The organism is Shewanella maritima (genome assembly GCF_004295345.1).
Taxonomy (GTDB): domain Bacteria; phylum Pseudomonadota; class Gammaproteobacteria; order Enterobacterales; family Shewanellaceae; genus Shewanella; species Shewanella maritima.
Genome location: NZ_CP036200.1, coordinates 2,120,445 through 2,138,421, shown reverse-complemented (window position 1 = coordinate 2,138,421; position 17,977 = coordinate 2,120,445). Strand labels below are relative to the sequence as shown.

The window sequence follows — 17,977 nt, the reverse complement described above, 5'->3', positions numbered from 1 at the left end:
TACTTTAGCAATCTCTTTAGTATTTCGTCTTGTTTCAGTTACCCACATAGGCGGACCAGTAGATGAAGAAGATTATCGGTTTAGTTGTCATGTTGATGAGTTGGCAAGCTCAAGCCCTAATTCAAGAGATCACTATTGATGGCAGTGTAAGCTTGCCGACTATGAAGGTAACGGTAAACACTGACCGTGAGCACACCTATTGGACAATGTACGAATCGAAAGGTGCAGACTTTGTTTCGCTAAGCACACTCACTAAAGCAGATGCCTACAAGTTGCGCGACATCGCAGCTAAAGCACATGACGCCTACGATGAAATCAAGGCCATTAATCGTTGCCCAAAGGACGATATTAAGTCGGGTTCGCTAGGGCAAATTAACTCACGTTCAGACCGAGCTTGGTTTCAGGTGGTTTGCCGCAATAACGATATCAAGTTGCACATAGTTATGTCTGATGAGTACGTCATTAATTATGTCGATGTTGCCGTTGAAGCTAATGACTTCAGCAAAAGAGTAGAAGCGTTGATAACCGAATTAGAAAAGCACTAACCGCTGTCAGCGATGATCCGTGCGCGAACGCAAGTAACTATTTGTTTTCATGTTCTGTTTAGCGAGCATGCTTAGAAAACATAGTTAGAGAATATGATGAGAGATTAACCTGAATTTAGGTTACCTATTATAAAGATCATGGATGTGGAACATTGAGGCTCGCCTCACTTATGACTTACCTTTATCCCCATTGAACAAGTCATTCGCCCAATCATTACGATTGGGCTTTTTTATGCCTGAAATTCATATCCTTAATCTACAAACTGTTCAGATTGGGTATTTGAGGCAGTTAAAGCGAAGCTAATGCTAACCTGAGCTTAGCGTCCAATTGTACAGGGTAAAAAGAGCAGTTAGTTCATTGATCGCCTGCCGAAAAATATAATAATTTTTGATCGAGTGATTAAAAATGTCTCACTAATGATTTTTAGCTATTTGTCTGAATTATATAAGTTTTAATTTTTCATCTGTTTAAGTTGTTCTTAAAAACTTGTTAATGAGCTGTTTTACAGTGCTTTTATGCTTAAATGGCTGAATTGGTGGGTTTATAGAACTTTATGGTTAGCTAGTGTTCATCAGGCTTTACATCTTGAAGCCATGAAAAGGTGATCTCGGTCGCATTTTATGCTTAGTATTAGTCTAGCTAAGCTCGTATTTCGTAGCTTCAACTGAGTGTAATTACACAACATCAGCTGAATTTCTAAAGTCGAGTTAAGGCTAAATATAAAAATAAAAAAGTGCGCCATAAGCACAAAAAACGAAGGATTTAGCAATGTTAGCCATCATACTGTGCCTAGGTTTGGCATTGATATCAGGCTGCTTGTGGTACGCCGGTCTTAATAAGCGTCGTAGCTCAGCAATCAAAGCCCTTAAAACCATACAGCAGAAAATTGACCTACGTTTAGCACTGCTGCAGGCATTTTCTAAAGAGACTCAAGCTTCTTGGTCTGCCAATGTGCGCAATAAATTCCATAAGCTAAAACTGCTTGAAGCTGAATCCGCATGGGATCAAAAGCTCGACACTGATTTAGCCACCATGCTTAAAGTGTGGCAACGACTCGATAAAGAATTGAATGAGTTTTTTGTGCTAATTGGTGAAACAAGTTTCTCTGCCAAGAAAAAACAGCAACAAAACCAACTTGCTCAAGATATCGAGACTGTGCAAAGCTTCTATAATCAAACCGTAACCGAGCTAAATTCTGGAGTGAATTTACTACCGGGCGCAGTGATCACACGCGTAACTAACCTTTCACCACTGCCAACCTTTGCCACTCCAGCTATCAACTAACTTTGAGCGAGTCTAGTAAGGAAAGCTGCTGTGACCCAAACCACTAACGTACCTATTTATCTGCGAGTTAATAAGTTGTGTACGTTAGTGCAATTATTGTGTTTTGCGCTGTTGGCTTGCTGCCAATTCGCGCTTGCTGCGGGTTCAGGCACAGACGCCAGCTCAAAATCCATTTCTAAACCCAAGCTAAGCCTGAGTCAACAAGGCAAAACCGCGATTAAACTGTCTCCGCCTGAGCAACATCAGTCTGATAGTGTGGTGCTTAACAACGACTATCCTCTTGAACAGGACACTTCAGTTAAAGCACCTAAACGCAGTATTAAAGCAAGCTATTCGGAAAATGGCATATTAAATGATATCGGGGTGGAAAAGCGCCGTGTATACCAATATCAAAATGCTGATGGCATTACGGTGTTCAGCGATAAAAGCCCACAGCACAATGACTATCAAGTCTTGTTGTATGAGTGTTTTGCCTGCCGCCCAGAGTCAACTATCGATTGGTATAAGATCCCGCTTAATACTGCTGACTATAAGCACTTTGTTAATAATGCCGCTCGCCAGCACAAGTTAGATGCGGCGCTTATTCGCGCAGTTATTCATGCTGAATCTGCCTTTAAAGAAAAGGCGGTATCCCGCGTGGGCGCCAAAGGCTTAATGCAATTGATGCCAGTTACGGCAAAAGAAATGGGCGTGCTGGACTCACTCAATGCGGCTGACAATATTAATGGTGGCAGTCGCTACCTTGCCAAGCTACTCAAGCAATTTAAAGGTGATCTTGAGCTAGCCTGCGCTGCCTACAATGCCGGCCCAAGCAATGTGCTCAAGCACAACGGTGTGCCGCCATTTCCCGAAACTCAGGCCTATGTAAAACGAGTACAAATTCTGTATAAACGCTATCAAAAAGCCCACAGAGCCAGCTGATCTGCCGCTCACCTAATTAATACCGTTATTCCTTACTTCTGCCAAATGAACTCTGAAACAAATACTTGCAGTGATTGTTTGGACTCACCTTGGTTAATTTAGTAGAACTAATAATCTGTTTGCCTGTTGGTCGACGTTGTCAGTATTCATAACTTTAAGGAACTCATCATGTCTCGCTTAGTTTCACAACTTATGACATCGCTTGTTGCAGTATGCTCGCTTGGCGCGATTGCCGAGCCTGCGCCATCTCAAGAAGATATGCGCCTGTATGATATCGCAACCGCGCCAAGTGCCGATAGATTGCGCGCTGATGTGACTAAGCTGGTGAGCTTTGGTACTCGCCATACCTTGTCTGATACCGAGTCAAACACCACAGGTATCGGCGCAGCAAGGCGCTGGATTGAAACGGAATTTAAGCAGATATCTAAAGAGTGTGGCGGCTGTTTAGAAGTGTTTACCGTGGCAAAAACCGTGCAAGGTAAGCGTATTGCAGAGCCAACTGAAGTGGTCAATGTGATTGCATTGCAGCGTGGTAGTGTCGACCCTAAGCGCGTAGTGATGATGAGTGGTGATATCGACTCGCGAGTCACCGATGTGTTAGATGCCAAATCACTGTCACCTGGGGCGAATGACAATGCGACAGGTGTCGCAGGCGCGTTAGAGGCAGCACGTGTGCTGTCAAAGTATAAGTTTAATGGCACCATTGTTTACGCTGCGCTTTCGGGTGAAGAACAAGGTTTATACGGCGGCGAGATTTTAGCTGATTACGCTAAAGAGCAGGGCTGGCGGGTTCAAGGTGTGCTCAATAATGACATGATCGGCAATATCGCGGGTATTAATGGTGTAATCAACAACTCTACGGTGCGCGTATTCTCTGAAGGAGTGCGTTACGTTGAGACTGAAGATGAAGCGCGCCAACGCTATTTTGGTGGCGGCGAGAATGATTCCGCCTCACGTAATCTGGCGCGCAACATCAAACGTTTGGTCGACCAATACATGACCAACCTTGATGTTCAGCTAGTTTATCGCTTGGATAGGTTCGGCCGCGGCGGTCATCACCTGCCATTTAATAAAGCTGGTTTCCCAGCGGTGCGCGTGATGGAAACGAATGAGCACTATCATCGCCAGCATCAGGATTTACGTATTGAAGATGGCATTGAGTATGGCGATACCATCGAAGGTGTCGATTTTGACTTTAACGCTAAACTCACCGCGTTAAACGCCATTAGCCTTGCGTCAATGGCGTGGGCGCCAGCACCGCCGCAGCAAGTAAATATCTTTGGTCACGTGTCGCCAAGTACCACCCTAAGCTGGCAAAAATCAACTGATGATAGTGTCGTGGGTTATCGCGTTTATTGGCGCTCGACTACTGCGCCAGAATGGACACATAGTCGGTATGTTGGCAAGGTGACCGAGTTTACGGTGGAAAACATGGTCATAGATAACTACCTGTTTGGTGTTGCCAGTGTTGCTGCCAACGGCAATGTCAGTCCTGTGGTGTTTCCAGGGCCATCGGGTAAGTTTTTTTAGTTGCTGTAATTAGGGCCTGTTGATCTTTGCTGATTAGAATTTGTTCGAATTAAAAGCACTTTAATCAAGACGCGAGCTATGCAGTTTAGTCGACTAAACAAGTGGCTCGTAACGTAGAGTAAAGCGCTTTTAAACGAACCTTTCAGGCAGCGCTTGTTGTCATTTCTACTGTGTTAACGACTTACTCATGTGGAATAACCACACATCAAAGTCGTTGCCTTGTATAAATTTCCAACAAGCAGCTGCAAAAGTAATCTTGAAAGATCAACAGGCCCTATTGCTCACAACAGTTCTCAGTGATGCCGGGTTTTGGCATAATAGCCGCTCACTTATTGGTAGGGTTAGTCAGTTGCAATTTCCGGTATTTTTCAATCAGCAGTATCCATCTCTTGTCGACATCGCCCAGCGTTGGAATTTGGTGTGGCAACAAGACGCTGAGTTCGAGCTGCGTTTTGAGCAAAATACCTTAACTTTGCATAAGCGTGATGAGCCGAAGTTAGCTGGCATTAGTGTTGACTTTGTTAGCGGCGCTGTCGCCCACAGGCGCAAGTTTGGCGGCGGTCGTGGTCAGGCAATCGCTAAAGCTGTTGGACTTAAGCAAGGTGTTACGCCAACAGTGGTTGATGGTACTGCAGGCCTTGGACGCGATGCATTTGTGCTGGCTAGCCTAGGTTGTAAAGTCACTATGGTTGAGCGTCATAGCGTGGTGGCTGCACTGCTTGAAGATGGTCTGCGCCGCGCCTATGACGATGCTGAAATTGGCGCTTGGATGCGCGAGCGTATGCAGCTATTTCATGGCTCTAGCCTTGAGGCGTTAGCTGATGCCGCTAAGGTTAGTGGAGATGAGATTGATGTTGTATACCTTGACCCTATGTATCCACATCGTGAAAAATCCGCCGCAGTGAAAAAAGAAATGCGTGTATTCCAAACCTTGGTAGGTGCAGACTTAGATGCCGACGGCCTGCTTGCCCCCGCATACGAGCTCGCCACTAAGCGTGTGGTGGTGAAGCGCCCAGATTATGCCGAAGATCTCGCTGGTAAAAAGCCAAGTACCGTTATCGCCACCAAGAAAAACCGCTTTGATGTTTATGTCAAAGCAGCGATGAAGTAGGCACTAAAGCCTACATTTGCCACTGCGATTACAAACTGTATCATTTAGCTATTTTGAGTTATCAAAGTTATAACTTTCAAATGGTTAGCCTGTAGCTGTCAGGTTTGCTTTACCCCTTTTACTCCTAGTTGCTCAGAATGTGTTCAAACCGCGTGCGGTTAAATTCCTCGCAAATTTCTAACCCTATTTTCAGTACGCTATATTTGTGACCGATATCTCATAAGACCACTTTAAATGTGTGGTCTTAGTCGACTGCATAGTTTAACAAGTGGCTTAAAAGCTAGGTAAGCATGATTGGGTAAATGGAATATGGCAGCAAATAAATTGACCGACGGCATTAGCGTGATCAATGAAGAAATTAGGATGAATGCAGGCGAGTTTATTGTCAGTAAGACAGATCTCAGAGGGCATCTGACCTACGCAAACCGCATTTTTATGGAGATAGCGCTTTATAGCGAAGAAGAGCTACTTAACGTCAACCACAACATCGTCCGCCACCCTGACATGCCAAAAGGTGTGTATCGTTTCATGTGGCAAACCCTAAAAAAACAACAAGAATTCTTCGGCTTTGTGAAAAACCTGCGAAAAGACGGTCGTTATTATTGGGTGTTTGCCAATGTGACCCCGGAATATGACGCTAATGGTAAGCATTGTGGCTACCTATCTGTGCGTCGTTGCCCACCCCGCAGCGCTATTGAAACCATTGAACCTATCTACAAAAAGATGCTCCAGTTAGAGCGTGCTGCGCGTAATGGTAAAGATGCCGAGCTGCAGTCTCTTGCCTATCTACAGCAGCAATTAGACCAGATGAATATTGAGTATCAACATTTGGTGATCAACTTATTTGAGCAAGGGAAATAGGAAGTAAACATGATAAACGCGCAACCTGCCTCCAAACTTGCTGATAGTGATAAACACTACAAAGCCAACCCTATGTTGCACACTAAGCTCAAAGTCTTTGTGGGCATTTTTATTGCCTGCGCGCTGTTTTTGGTGCTGCATGCTTATGTGACTAGCAATACCTTTTGGCCGATGATGATCGTCGCCGCAGTATTGATTGTGGTGGCGCTTAAAGTTAGCTCAAGTATGAGTAAATACTTGCTGACACTAGAAAAAATTAACGCCATTTTGTTGGACGCTAATCGCGGCTATCTAAGTGGCCGAATAACCGATGCCAAAGGCTTAGGTGAAGTTGGCAAGGTGGCGTGGGAGTTAAATGAGTTTCTCGATGTTTTAGAAAATTACTTCAACGAAGTGGAAAGCAGCTTTCGTTATGCCGCTAAGAATGACTTTTCGCGACCGACTTTTCCGGTAGCTTTACCTGGCTCACTAAAGCACTCACTTGAGCATGTAAATGAGTCGCTGGCGGCAATGAAAGCCAACATTGAGTACATCTCCAAAAATGAGCTCAATGGCCGCCTGTATGCGCAAAACACCCGTTTTTTAATTGAAGATTTGCAGGCAAGCCAAACCGACTTGAATGTGATGAACGAGAAAATCGCTGAGGTTGAGCGCCTTGCCCGGAACAATGCTGAATCAACTCAACAAAGTACCGAGTCTGTTGCTCACATTGTCAGTGCGTTAAGCACCATTAGTGACAATGTTGAGGGGTTTCTGGTGTGGTTGATGAGTTAGCGACAGACAGTAAGGTGATCACCAAATCGCTATCAAACATTACTGATATTGCTGACCAAACTAGCTTGTTGGCGCTTAACGCATCGATTGAAGCGGCAAGAGCGGGTGAGCATGGCCGCGGCTTTGCTGTGGTGGCTGAAGAAGTGAAATCGTTATCTGACAGAACCAAAACCATTGCCGATGAAATTAATGCGATTTTGGCGTCATTTGCCACCCGAGTGGAAACTATTACTGGGCTGTCGAAACAGTCAACTCAGTCAACCACAGATGCCAATGAGCTGGTGGCACAGGTGCACGCTAACATTGAGGACTTACTCGCCTCTGCTAAGCAAACTAATAGCTATGCCGCCTTTGCTAAAGATCAGGTAGCAGGCGCACTGGTAAAAACCGACCTGCTGGTGTTTAAACAAACCGCCTATAGCGCAATATCAGACCCAAGCGACTTAGTCAGCCGCGAAGCGGTTGCGGTTGATACCTATAGCTGCTCGTTTGGTCAATGGTACTATGGCGAGCATGGTGCTCACTTCAATATGACTAGCTCGTATCACGCGATTGAGAAGCCGCATGCTCAAGTGCATAGCTCTATTAGCGCGGCAATCGATTTGCTAGACCAAGGCTGGGAAAGCGATGCCAAACTGCGAAATGAGATTGTGGAATACGTTGAGCAAATGGAAGCATCGAGCAACCAGCTGTTAAGGCTGATTGATACCATGGTGACTGAGAAACAGCGCGCTTAATGGTTTCTTAACTTCTAGCGAGTTAGCTCAAGGTCCGTTAACGCTAGATGCGTTATCCCTTTGAGACTTTAAGTCTAAGTGCTGCTTTGCCCTGCAAATGCATATTGCCATTGCTTAGGTGCAATGGCGTAGGCTGCTTTAAAGTGTTTGCGATACACGCTTTCATTGTTAAAACCGGCTAATTCAGCGACTCTGGCTATTGATAATCCACCTTGCTCCAACAATTGCTGAGAGTAATTAAGTCGCTGACTTATAAGCCAGTGGTTAAAGCTATCGCCTGTGAGTGCTTTGAAGTGGCGAGTAAAACTGCGCCGACTCATAGCGCAAGCCTGCGCGACGCTATCTACATTGTAATCCTGTTGTAAGTCACCCAATATCTCATCTAACACTCGCTGAATGTTTGCCTGGCTGCCTTTAGTTTGCGGCACAGGTGTGGGAATAAACTGCTTTTGACCTCCGCTGCGATAAGGCGGCGCGACAATTAAGCGTGAGATTTGTGTGGCTGTTGCGTTACCGAGAAAGTGACGCACTAAGTGTAAGCAGCAATCTAGCGCTGCTGCAGTGCCTGCTGAGGTGAGGATGTTACCTGACTCAATAAACAGCGGGTCGGCATCGAGCAGAGCATTGGGAAATAGCTCGGCAAATTTATCCGCATACGCCCAGTGGGTTGTTGCCGCTTTATCTTCAAGCAAGCCCGCATAACCCAGTACAAATGCCCCTAAACACAGCCCCACAATTGTTGCACCGCGAAGGTTGGCCTGCTTAAGAGCATCGATAAGTTTAGCTGACGGTGCTTGTGCAACGTCATGCCAGCTGGGGAAGATAATAATATCTGCCGACTCAAGACAGCTTAAGTCACTTGCTATGTTAAGCCCAATGGGTGAGCTACTTGTAAGCGAACCATTTTGCTCGGCGCATACAGTGACGTTAAACGGTTTGTCCGCAGGGTTAGGGCTAACAAAAGCATCGTTAAATACTAGGCAAGGCACAGCTAGGTGAAACGGGCTAATATTATCAAACGCGACAATGGCGACATCGAGAGGTAGAGGCATTTGGATGTAGTAAATGAAGACTTTGGCTCAATAATAGTTTAGTTGGCAAATTAGGCCAAAAGGATTAGCTTTTAATGCGGCTACAAAATCTGGTTTCTTATATGCTCTGACATATTGAATGTTGGCCTAAAAGCATCGAAATATGACTTATGGGCCACTGTTGACGCTTCTGGTTAATAGGCAAACTAACATCATCAATTTTTGCTGGTTTAAACCACTTTTTGTTGGAGCATATTATGAAGATTCATCACTTACGTAGCGCAACTTTTATCATCGAATCTGGCGATAAGTTTATTCTTATTGATCCTATGCTCGGGGCAAAAGGTTCTCTGCCGCCTTTTAGTTTGCTGCGCTTTAAAGCGCAAAAGAATCCGACGGTAGATTTACCAAGCAATGCCAATGACCTGTTAGATAAGGTTACCCATTGTTTACTGACTCACTCTAATACCTTTGGCATTCGCCCATTGCAGCACGCAGATCATTTAGACCCAGCAGGTGAAGCGTTTCTAACCGCACGAAATATTCCGGTTGCAACGCCTGCAAAAGATGCCAGCTACTTGCAAAAAATAGGTTTGAATATCGCTGCGCCATTAATGCCGTGGCAAGCGCAGGAGTTTGCCGGTGGCACAATAACGCCTGTGCCGTGTCAGCATGGACATGGTTGGATCCATAAAGTGATGGCTAACGGTTTAGGCTTCGTGTTGCAGCTTCCAAACGAGCCAAGTATCTATATTAGCGGTGATACCGTATTTACGGTAGATGTAAAACGCGCACTAAGCGAGCTTAAACCTGATATTACCGTGGTGGCAGCAGGGCAAGCGCAAATGGATGTGGGTCAACCCCTGTTAATGGCGTTAGATGAAGTGTGTGAGTTTATTAGCGCATCACCAGGTAAAGTGATTGCTAACCATATGGAAGCCTTAAACCACTGCCCAATTGACCGTAAAACTTTAGCTGCTGAGCTTGAGCGCCGTGGTTTAGGCGATAAAGTGTCGATTCCGCAAGATGGTGAGGCAGTTGCGTTTTAACTGAGGTGGTGGATTGTGCAATAAAGGTTATAGTTGTCGGCAACAGAGCCAAATGTTGAGTATAGGAAACTAAGGTGCAAGTTAGAGCTTATCAGGCAAGTGACAAAGCGAGATTAGTTCTGAATAATCAATAGAATCACGTTATGATCAAGTTGGGCAATCATTAATCAGGCTACCAGTATTATGAAGATAGTAGAATTTGAAGTCCTTAATAAACACGATGAGCACTGCAACCTAGATTCTTTCCCACTAAGGTTTGGCTTTAGTTGTAAGACAGATACATGGCTGAAGCTATACACGACCTCTGAGCCACAACCTAGTCCGCATAGGCCTGAAAGATTAAAGTACCAAGGCTACATACTAAACCCTACCACTCAGGAAAAATGCGAAGGCACATTTGTGGTTCTACAGATTAACGAACACCTTAAGTTTGTTACCGCCTGGAGAAATGATCAGGATACTGAGCATTATCTATCTGAAGTAATGAAGAATTTGCGAAAAGATGGTGTGCTCACCTCAGAGCATCTCTTGACTCTTCATCCTAAATATATTCGTGGAGAGCTCAGCAAGCATTCTGATTTAGTTAAGGATATTAGCCATTCCCGTACTGAAGCAGAAGTTGAGAAGATTCAAAGTAAAACAGATAGGTACGTTGCTGAGCTTCAAAAGCGATACCAAGAAAAAAATATTGCTTTAGAAGCAGCAAACAAAAAGTTAAAACAAGAACTTGCAGATGAGAGAGCAAAAGCTGCAAATCAAAATAGTACTGTTAAAGAAATTTCTCCTCACACCCTAATTAGAGTTGAGGAAAATCAAAACTATCGAGGCTCACTTTGTACCGTAATTACCCTCGCAAATGGAGCGCGTTGGTATATGAAAACAAGTACATTTGACAGGGCTGGTAACATTACTAAAAAAGCTCAGTCTCTTATTAATAAACCTGTGGTAATAACGTCCTGGGATCCTGTAGAACAACCTGGGAAATGGTCTTCACAAGGTTACTTTAGAAATTTATTTGCATCGGCTTAGAGCCATAGATAGCAACTATGTAACCCGGTAACAGATTCTGTGTCACTTCTTCATTTAGTCATGCATTTTAGTTATGGTCAGTTTATGGCGTTGAAGGTGGAAAGCTTCAATGGAACTAAGTGAATGCTAAGTTAGTTAGAATGGTAAATCCTTACCAGAAACATCACTCCAAAATATGTCATCTTCTTTGGGGTGGATTGAATTTGTGTTGCCTTTTGCGATGGCTTCAATGTCGCAAAAGTATTCACTTGAAGACCAGTCACCAGTTGTTTTTGAAGTATATATAGCTACCTGTTTACCAACTAGTTTCAAAGCTTTTTGCTCGATAAAGTTAATTCTAGGGAACTTCGTTGTCATTTTTAACTTCTTACCAGCATTACTTTCAATATATAAATTTGAATAAGCGTCACGGTAGACTTTAGCTAAAATCCCAAATTGCATGCTCTTAACTCTTTGATTCGATTTCATGGTTTTTCCATAATTTTAGTGTGTAAGGTTATGGGGAGAGCTTGCTACATAAACGAGCTGTTCATAGCAATGTAGGAGTTGATGCAACTGCTGTGCTCAGTTGATATTACCACTGATTATTCAGGTGGTTAGCTGTAATTTAAAGTTAGAACCTATCTATGATTTTTATAGTTAAAAGTCGTGTGTCGCAGTATGCACAGTAAATTATAGTTGAACAACTATAATTTACTGATTAAATATTTAGCGTCCCAAAGGTTACATGTCCAAGACCTTAGTTAGTTTTCCTTATGGGAGCTATTGCTTGAGCTCATTATCAATTTGAATGCATAGAAGATGACGATTATTGCAATCAAGAATGCTGGAACATCGCAATAATAAACGATGCGTTCTGCGGGCACGCTAGCGGTAATTCGAAGTACTTCCCCTACGCCAAATACAATGATGCTTAGTAAAATCCCTAAATACACGATAGCGCGGTAATTGTGTTGTGGTTTTGGGCAGCTGTGAGCTAGCTTAAAATGTTTTATCGCTAGGTAACTACTAACGCAGATTAAGAATACTTTGAAGGTAATTTCAAAGGGATGGGCGCCAAAAAAAGCGCTTAAAAGTTCCATTATTATCACTTCCTTGTCGTTATGATTGACCTAGCTCAAGCGTTCGCAAAATCCTTGCGGCGGTATGTTATTGAGCTAGTTTCTTATCTGATTTTTTTAACTAAACGTGGGCAGTATCAATCAAAATTAGCACGCTAATCCTGCGCCACCCAAGTGCACTCTTGTATCAAATTGTCGCCAGCAAAAACTTTGGCGGTGAATTTGTCTCCCACATCTATTTTCCCCACGCCTTTTGGGTGCCAGACATAATTACATCACCATCTTCAAGGGTGAGAAAGTTGCTGATGTCAGCTAAAAACTCAGCGGGTTTAAAGATCATTTGTGCGTAGTCGCCTGCCTGAGTGAGCTTTTCATTGATATATAGCTCCATATGCAGCTCAGTTATATCGCTCGGCAGAGTTACAAAATCACTAAATATTGCGGAGCCGTTAAAGGCTTTTGCTCGCTCCCAGGGTAATCCTTTGGCTTTTAGTTGCGATTGAACCTGGCGTTTCGTTAAATCCAGCCCAAAGCCCACGGCGCTTAATTGCCCTGATTGGACAGCAAAGCAAATTTCACCTTCATAGTGGATTTCATCGCCGCCGCTTAAGACTATTTGCTGCGAAATAGCTGAGTTGGGCTTAATAAAAATCACCGGTTCAGTGGGCTGTTCATTCGCCAATTCCTTGATATGGTCAACGTAATTCCTGCCAATACACACCACTTTAGATGGGGTTACCTTGCGGTTGGCGACCATAATTGAATTCATTGATACTCTCCCTGAAAATTTACCGTCACACATCTTAACGATGAGTAACATAAATATCTAACCAGAACTCTGGATAAGGAAGTGCCAATAACTCTATAGTCCTAAGTTATACATGGTATTAAGTTTCTAGCGAGATAGTTTTGTTTAGTTCAAGGCGAAGCTACGCGTCAATAGCTAGCCTATTGCAAGTAGCTTCAACACAGAAATAAGCAAAAGTAGCCGTTAGAAACCGATTTAATATCCAGAACTCAGGTTAGCTTCTGAGCATTGAGGCCAATAAGGTTAGTACCTTAAAGTAAGTGGTATAGGTTCTGCTGTTCGATAAACAGGTTTGATAAGAGTGGCTTAGGTCGTATGATTAGCGAATAGGTTGGTGTTAGCTAGGTCAGCATGCATAAATTTGAGAGTATGAGTTGGAATATCAATGATATTTAGTAAAAAATTTAATCTGATTGGGTTGCTCGGCCTGGCTTTTGCGTTACTGCTCATTTACGTTCAAGACTTTGCTAGTGCTAGTTTTATTCTTAAGCCTTATGACTTTTACATCATGTTGGCTTTTCTTGCTTGTTACGGCGTTCATTTCATTTACCTTGGTGCATTTGCGTACTTCAATAAGCACTGGTGGTGGCTTGCCGGATTATTCCTCATGCCACTTGTTGGTTACTTTGTGTATTTTGCTTTGCAAGTGGTCAAGCAACAGAAAATTAGGGCTAATGAGGTTGAACCGCTAGAAATGTAGCGTCACCAACAAGTTGTTGATAATCACATCTGGTGTGATCTTGATCTCATTTTTCTCCTGACGAACGTGAGTTAATAAACTTAATCAAGTGCTGTTTTCAGTTCTATACTTGAACCAGTTTATTATCACAAAGGAGTGCAATATATGTTGGGTGAGAGTCATTCGTTAGCAAATGAGTTTCCAGAGCACAGCGAGCTTATCGCCAAGTTAGTAGCCAGTGATGAAACCTTTGCAGCGGATACTAAAAAGTACAACGGCTTGGATGATGAAATCCGCGCCTTAGAGTTAAAGAATGCACCAATTGATGATGAAGCTATGCATCAATTAAAGCATGACCGCGCCGAGCTTAAAGATTCCCTATATCAAAGGTTGTTAAAAGCTAACGGCTAAATACCACCTTAATTGTTATTTCAGCGCTAGTGCGCTAAGGAAACAAATAACCATGCCTGGGCTGAGTCCAAGGCATGGTTTTTTATTGCCTGCCATCAATTGCGTTCACTTCTGTTACTTCCTAAATAACATTGCTTTTCATAACAAATTCAATCGACTAATTATTTTTGCGTAATTTGATTTTGTTTACGTCACTGCTGTTTCAGGGCATTGATTTATATCCTCGTTATCAACAACTGAGGCGCTGAGGTAAACCACAGCGCTAAGCAAAAATTTCAAATAACGCAGATAAAGGAAATCGACATGAAATTAGCAACAAGTATTAAAACAGGTTTATTGGTTGCATTGACCAGCGCGATGCTGGTGGGCTGCGGTGGCTCAAGCGAAGAAGAGCAGCTTACCTGGATTAATGAGTGGAACCACTCGTTTGACGTTGACATGAAAATGAAGATGCTCAACACCTGTTTTAAGAAAGCGGGCGTAAAAGGTTTGATGGATCAAATGAGCGAAAAGCAAAACGACATTTATAACGAGTGTCAGCTCGATTACATGATTGAACTAGCAGAGAAAGACGACGTTAGCCTCGACCGTGACTTACTGGCGGCAAACATCCTGCAGATGTGAACGACACTCTCAAGCTTGAGCTGCAACAGTCTTTCTACGGAGATGGTTCGCAGCTCGGGGAGTGGACGAGGGCGAGCAAGGAGTGGGCGAGGCTTAATTTTAGCCTCGCTGCGCTAGCTATCGGTGTTTTAATTAAAGCATAAACAAGGAGTTACGTGATGAAATTTTCCCCGCGTAAACAGCATATTTATCACCAGGCTAATATTCAAGGGCAGGATTATATTGTCGGTGATCTCCACGGCGAAGTGGATGCCCTCAAGTTTGAGCTTGAAAGGGTTGGCTTTAATTATGAAACTGACCGCTTGTTTTGCACTGGCGATATTATTGATAAAGGTGACACCAGCATTGATTGTCTTAACCTGTTAACTGAAAAATGGTTTTACGCAGTGTTGGGTAATCACGAACAGTTGTTTTTAAAGGGATTTGAATCAAGTAAATACTGGCAAATGATGCAAAAACAAGGTGGTGAATGGATAACACCATACCTAGACAGGCTTGATTTGCTCATGCGTTGGAAAACCCTGATTGATGTGACTATGCCACTGGCGCGCACCATAGAGTTTGCTGGTAAAACCATAGGCATTAGTCACGCCAATACGCCGCTAGACTGGCAGCATGTGCAGTCGGGAGAGTTGTCCGAGCATGATATTTGGCAACTCCTTTGGCACAGGCCGCTTGATGAGCGTAAACCCTGGTATAGCGTCAGCGGCGTTGATGCTGTAGTCCATGGCCATGACCCCGTTCCCTGGATTACACAGATGCGTAATCGTTACTGGATCGAAACATTCACCCACAACAAGAAGTTAACTGTGGTTCGTATCGACTTCTTTTTCCCTGAGTTGCAACTGGCCGCAGCTGGTATGCATTAGTTATAAACCTGAGCTCTGGATAATAAATCGGTTTCTAACGGCTATTTTTGCCCATTTCTTCGTTGAAGCTACTTGCAATAGGCTAGCTATTGACGCGCAGCTTCGCCTTGAACTAAACAAAAACTATCTCGCTAGAAACATAATGGAAGGTATAACTCAGACCTAGAGAGTGATTGCCACTTCCTTATCCAGAGCTCAGGTTGAAAAAGTAATTGTGGTGATATGTGTGAGCGATGGGGTTAACTCGTTGGCATAATTATGGAAAAATATCAGTTGTTTAATTGTCCGCGTTTATCTCAATAACACTAAGCTGGAATATTAAGTCTCACCCTTTGAGAGCCGCCGTTTAGTAACGATTTAAACTAGAAAAACTGACATAGGTGAAGGAGTCAATAGAGTGTCTATTAGAGAGCTAGCTAATGCCACTGAGTTGTTACAAGGCTGGCAAAGTCGCGATAAAAGCCAGAGCGCTGAGTTTCTCACCTATGCCTATCAGGATATTCGCGCCATTGTTGAGCGCTACTTGAGTCAGCATCAACCAAATCAAACCTTACTGCATGATGCCTCCATTACCGAGCTTGCTAGTGAGTCTGTAGTTAAGCTGCACCGCTGGCGTAATGACGAACAACCTTTTGCGAGCCGTCAGGAGTTTTTTGACTATGTGCGTGTGTCGGTGTGGCATTTATTGTTTGGTAAGCCGCATCAATCCATGGTCAACAAGCAGCAGGCCAAGCATGAGTTTTTGCATCAACAACTGGATGAAACTGAAGTAGAGCTGCCAAACTGGACTGAAAACCTCAATTTGTCTGCGGCGCTAGAGCTATTGCAGCAGGCTCATCCGCGTCAGGCTGAGGTGTTTGAGCTAAAACACTTTGCAATGGTATCTCACCAGCAAGTTGCTGATATGTTAGAGTTGTCGCCACGTACTGTCGACAATGACCTCAAGTTTGCCACTGTGTGGTTGCGTGCCAAGCTCAGTTAGAAAGAGTTCAGTTAGAAATGGTCCAGTTACAAATAACCCTGTTAACGAAGCCTAAGCCTGCAAGAGCAGAGTTAATTTTGCCCGCTCTTGCTGAATTTAAGTCACAATAGATCCACAAAAATAAAACCACAACAAAGTCATCAATAAACCCATGTCGCAACAGTCTAAACCGCTTGATATAGCCGAAATCTATCCTCAGATAGCTGATTTACCACAAGCGCAATTAGCGCTAAAACTTACCGAGCTTAAATCACAGTTGAGTAGCGAAGATTGGCAAACTTTAAATAAGATGCTGCTTATTGATGATACGCCCCTTGAGGCAGAGAAAATGCTGTCTGAGCAGATGTTAACTGAGAGTCAGCAAACTCAAGCACTTAAAGCCGAGGCATTTATTGGGCAGCAGGTGATGGACTTTACCATTACTGAGCTAGTGTCAGAGACCGGCGGTATGGGACTCGTATTCCTAGGCGAGCAGCGCTTAAGCAGCTTAGATGAGCAAAGTTCCACAGTGCATAACGCGGCCATTAAAGTGCTGCGCACTGATAAACTTAGCTCTGCCCAGCAGCAAGCGGTTTTTGCCAACGAAGCCTCTGCAATGATGCTGCTTGATCACCCCAATTTGTGCCGTATTTATGGGGCATCCAAGGTACTTGGACAAGCGTGTATTGTGATGGACTTTATTGATGGTGAGCCGCTCACCGATTGGCTGATACGTATCAATACTCAGCTGGGCTCCAAAGCGCGGCATAAGCTCAAACTCGAACTATTTAAGCAACTTCTAAACGCCGTGGATTACCTGCATAGTCAGGGCATGTATCACGGCGATATTAAGCCGCAGAATATTATTGTGAACCCGCAAGGTTTATTGGTGTTAATTGACCTTGGCTTAGCACGCAAATACAAGGCGGAGACACCTAAAGAGCCTGAAAAGCAAGCTGACCATCAAAAGTCGAGCCTAACAAGTGTTAAAGCGTTTACTCGTAATTGGAGCGCGCCAGAGCAGCAAGCCGGGCTGCCTACGAGTGTAGCATCTGATGTGTATTCTCTTGGCGTGGTATTGCACTATTTGTTCACTCAAAGCTTCAAGCTTGATATCTACCGTGAGCCGAAACGCTTTGCCATGGAAAGCGCTGAGCAGCAGGCTGAAAAAGCACAGATGCAAAAGCTGCTGCCACTAGAGTTAAGCGCGATTATTAAGCGCGCAGTGGGCGAGTTGCCCGAGCAAAGGTTTGCTTCCTCCAGTGAGTTTGAGCAGGTACTTAGTGCATACCTAGCAGGTGAAGCCGTTGATGAATATTCAACAAGCCCTATGTACCGCGCGGTTAAGTGGATGAAACGTAAACCATTTACCACACTCGCTAGCATCTTGCTGGTGTATTCCATTGCTGCGAGTTACATGCTGTTTGTTGGTGCTTAAGTATCTCGGAAATATCTAGTTGATGGCGTTTGGTTGCCTTAGGAACGTGTGCTTTTAGCTCTTGTCAGAGCCTTCGCCACAGATTGTAAGAAAGTGTGTATTTGTTTCACTTAAGCAATAGCAGTAGTTAAAGTGAATGAATTGTATCGAATACTTTTTCAAGTGTCTGATTTTAATGGTTTATCGCACTGAATGGCTGCCGTTTTTATAATCGTTATTTTCGTTAATTCTCCTAGGTTTACACAAATTTACC

19 protein-coding genes and 1 pseudogene are annotated in these 17,977 nt (G+C 43.8%); 17 read left to right on the top strand and 3 right to left on the bottom strand.

The features are described from left to right. The first annotated feature begins 62 nt into the window (after positions 1-62). The 9 genes and pseudogenes from EXU30_RS09085 (at position 63) to EXU30_RS20900 (ending at position 7,764) form a co-directional block, all read left to right on the top strand. Positions 63-545, top strand: a complete 483-nt coding sequence (locus EXU30_RS09085; RefSeq protein ID WP_130599345.1) for a hypothetical protein — start codon at positions 63-65, stop codon at positions 543-545. Between the two features lie 769 nt (positions 546-1,314). Beyond that, positions 1,315-1,830 (top strand): hypothetical protein, encoded by a 516-nt coding sequence (locus EXU30_RS09080; RefSeq protein ID WP_130599343.1) that lies wholly within the window; start codon positions 1,315-1,317, stop codon positions 1,828-1,830. A 255-nt stretch (positions 1,831-2,085) separates the two neighbouring features. Further along, positions 2,086-2,751, top strand: a complete 666-nt coding sequence (locus EXU30_RS09075) for a lytic transglycosylase domain-containing protein (RefSeq protein ID WP_242620402.1) — start codon at positions 2,086-2,088, stop codon at positions 2,749-2,751. Positions 2,752-2,919: 168 nt separating this feature from the next. Further along, entirely contained in the window at positions 2,920-4,281 is a 1,362-nt protein-coding gene (locus EXU30_RS09070) for a M28 family peptidase (protein WP_130599341.1), read from the top strand. A 331-nt stretch (positions 4,282-4,612) separates the two neighbouring features. After that, on the top strand, positions 4,613-5,392 hold the full coding sequence (locus EXU30_RS09060; protein WP_423213382.1) for a class I SAM-dependent methyltransferase: 780 nt from the start codon (positions 4,613-4,615) through the stop codon (positions 5,390-5,392). A 309-nt stretch (positions 5,393-5,701) separates the two neighbouring features. Then, positions 5,702-6,253, top strand: a complete 552-nt coding sequence (locus EXU30_RS09055; protein WP_130599337.1) for a PAS domain-containing protein — start codon at positions 5,702-5,704, stop codon at positions 6,251-6,253. Between the two features lie 9 nt (positions 6,254-6,262). Further along, complete coding sequence (locus tag EXU30_RS09050) at positions 6,263-7,027, top strand: hypothetical protein (RefSeq protein ID WP_130599335.1); 765 nt, start codon at positions 6,263-6,265, stop codon at positions 7,025-7,027. A gap of 38 nt (positions 7,028-7,065) precedes the next feature. Then, positions 7,066-7,296 (top strand): annotated as a pseudogene (locus tag EXU30_RS20905) (methyl-accepting chemotaxis protein); the annotation flags it as partial. Between the two features lie 12 nt (positions 7,297-7,308). After that, positions 7,309-7,764 carry a CZB domain-containing protein gene (locus EXU30_RS20900; RefSeq protein ID WP_423213381.1) on the top strand — a complete coding sequence of 152 codons (456 nt, stop codon included), beginning with the start codon at positions 7,309-7,311 and terminating at the stop codon, positions 7,762-7,764. 74 nt (positions 7,765-7,838) lie between these two features. On the opposite strand, the gene EXU30_RS09040 is transcribed toward EXU30_RS20900, so the two are convergent. Beyond that, a complete protein-coding gene (locus EXU30_RS09040) occupies positions 7,839-8,816 on the bottom strand; it encodes a GlxA family transcriptional regulator (RefSeq protein WP_130599331.1) in 978 nt (325 codons plus the stop codon). A 236-nt stretch (positions 8,817-9,052) separates the two neighbouring features. Between EXU30_RS09040 and EXU30_RS09035 the strand changes: the two genes are divergently transcribed. Together EXU30_RS09035 and EXU30_RS09030 are read left to right on the top strand one after the other, a co-directional pair. Further along, the gene (locus EXU30_RS09035) at positions 9,053-9,844 is read left to right on the top strand and encodes an MBL fold metallo-hydrolase (protein ID WP_130599329.1); all 792 of its coding nucleotides are present in this window, start codon (positions 9,053-9,055) and stop codon (positions 9,842-9,844) included. Positions 9,845-10,027: 183 nt separating this feature from the next. Then, positions 10,028-10,873 (top strand): hypothetical protein, encoded by an 846-nt coding sequence (locus EXU30_RS09030; protein ID WP_130599327.1) that lies wholly within the window; start codon positions 10,028-10,030, stop codon positions 10,871-10,873. Positions 10,874-11,008: 135 nt separating this feature from the next. Here EXU30_RS09030 and EXU30_RS09025 read toward each other — a convergent pair whose 3' ends face one another. Then, positions 11,009-11,341, bottom strand: a complete 333-nt coding sequence (locus EXU30_RS09025) for a hypothetical protein (RefSeq protein ID WP_130599325.1) — start codon at positions 11,339-11,341, stop codon at positions 11,009-11,011. Positions 11,342-12,169: 828 nt separating this feature from the next. After that, positions 12,170-12,703, bottom strand: coding sequence for a fumarylacetoacetate hydrolase family protein (locus tag EXU30_RS09020; protein ID WP_341274642.1), 534 nt, complete (start codon positions 12,701-12,703; stop codon positions 12,170-12,172). 424 nt (positions 12,704-13,127) lie between these two features. Here EXU30_RS09020 and EXU30_RS09015 point away from each other — a divergent pair, with 424 nt between their 5' ends. From EXU30_RS09015 to EXU30_RS08990, 6 genes are all read left to right on the top strand, one after another. Then, on the top strand, positions 13,128-13,442 hold the full coding sequence (locus EXU30_RS09015; RefSeq protein ID WP_130599323.1) for a hypothetical protein: 315 nt from the start codon (positions 13,128-13,130) through the stop codon (positions 13,440-13,442). A 144-nt stretch (positions 13,443-13,586) separates the two neighbouring features. Then, a complete protein-coding gene (locus EXU30_RS09010) occupies positions 13,587-13,832 on the top strand; it encodes an HP1242/YdcH family protein (RefSeq protein WP_130599321.1) in 246 nt (81 codons plus the stop codon). A 303-nt stretch (positions 13,833-14,135) separates the two neighbouring features. Further along, positions 14,136-14,456 carry a hypothetical protein gene (locus EXU30_RS09005; RefSeq protein ID WP_130599319.1) on the top strand — a complete coding sequence of 107 codons (321 nt, stop codon included), beginning with the start codon at positions 14,136-14,138 and terminating at the stop codon, positions 14,454-14,456. Between the two features lie 158 nt (positions 14,457-14,614). Beyond that, complete coding sequence (locus EXU30_RS09000; protein ID WP_130599317.1) at positions 14,615-15,325, top strand: metallophosphoesterase; 711 nt, start codon at positions 14,615-14,617, stop codon at positions 15,323-15,325. Between the two features lie 397 nt (positions 15,326-15,722). Beyond that, entirely contained in the window at positions 15,723-16,307 is a 585-nt protein-coding gene (locus EXU30_RS08995) for a sigma-70 family RNA polymerase sigma factor (protein WP_165398999.1), read from the top strand. 151 nt (positions 16,308-16,458) lie between these two features. Further along, a complete protein-coding gene (locus EXU30_RS08990; RefSeq protein WP_130599313.1) occupies positions 16,459-17,724 on the top strand; it encodes a serine/threonine protein kinase in 1,266 nt (421 codons plus the stop codon). Positions 17,725-17,977: the final 253 nt, after the last annotated feature.

Bases quoted from the DNA above. Each gene is read 5' to 3' on its own strand.
- EXU30_RS09055 (WP_130599337.1), top strand. From the start codon at position 5,702: ATGGCAGCAAATAAATTGACCGACGGCATTAGCGTGATCAATGAAGAA.
- EXU30_RS08990 (WP_130599313.1), top strand. From the start codon at position 16,459: ATGTCGCAACAGTCTAAACCGCTTGATATAGCCGAAATCTATCCTCAG.
- EXU30_RS09030 (WP_130599327.1), top strand. From the start codon at position 10,028: ATGAAGATAGTAGAATTTGAAGTCCTTAATAAACACGATGAGCACTGC.
- EXU30_RS09070 (WP_130599341.1), top strand. From the start codon at position 2,920: ATGTCTCGCTTAGTTTCACAACTTATGACATCGCTTGTTGCAGTATGC.
- EXU30_RS09085 (WP_130599345.1), top strand. From the start codon at position 63: ATGAAGAAGATTATCGGTTTAGTTGTCATGTTGATGAGTTGGCAAGCT.
- EXU30_RS09015 (WP_130599323.1), top strand. From the start codon at position 13,128: ATGATATTTAGTAAAAAATTTAATCTGATTGGGTTGCTCGGCCTGGCT.
- EXU30_RS09010 (WP_130599321.1), top strand. From the start codon at position 13,587: ATGTTGGGTGAGAGTCATTCGTTAGCAAATGAGTTTCCAGAGCACAGC.
- EXU30_RS09080 (WP_130599343.1), top strand. From the start codon at position 1,315: ATGTTAGCCATCATACTGTGCCTAGGTTTGGCATTGATATCAGGCTGC.
- EXU30_RS09040 (WP_130599331.1), bottom strand. From the start codon at position 8,816: ATGCCTCTACCTCTCGATGTCGCCATTGTCGCGTTTGATAATATTAGC.
- EXU30_RS09000 (WP_130599317.1), top strand. From the start codon at position 14,615: ATGAAATTTTCCCCGCGTAAACAGCATATTTATCACCAGGCTAATATT.
- EXU30_RS09025 (WP_130599325.1), bottom strand. From the start codon at position 11,341: ATGAAATCGAATCAAAGAGTTAAGAGCATGCAATTTGGGATTTTAGCT.
- EXU30_RS09005 (WP_130599319.1), top strand. From the start codon at position 14,136: ATGAAATTAGCAACAAGTATTAAAACAGGTTTATTGGTTGCATTGACC.
- EXU30_RS09020 (WP_341274642.1), bottom strand. From the start codon at position 12,703: ATGAATTCAATTATGGTCGCCAACCGCAAGGTAACCCCATCTAAAGTG.
- EXU30_RS09035 (WP_130599329.1), top strand. From the start codon at position 9,053: ATGAAGATTCATCACTTACGTAGCGCAACTTTTATCATCGAATCTGGC.
- EXU30_RS09050 (WP_130599335.1), top strand. From the start codon at position 6,263: ATGATAAACGCGCAACCTGCCTCCAAACTTGCTGATAGTGATAAACAC.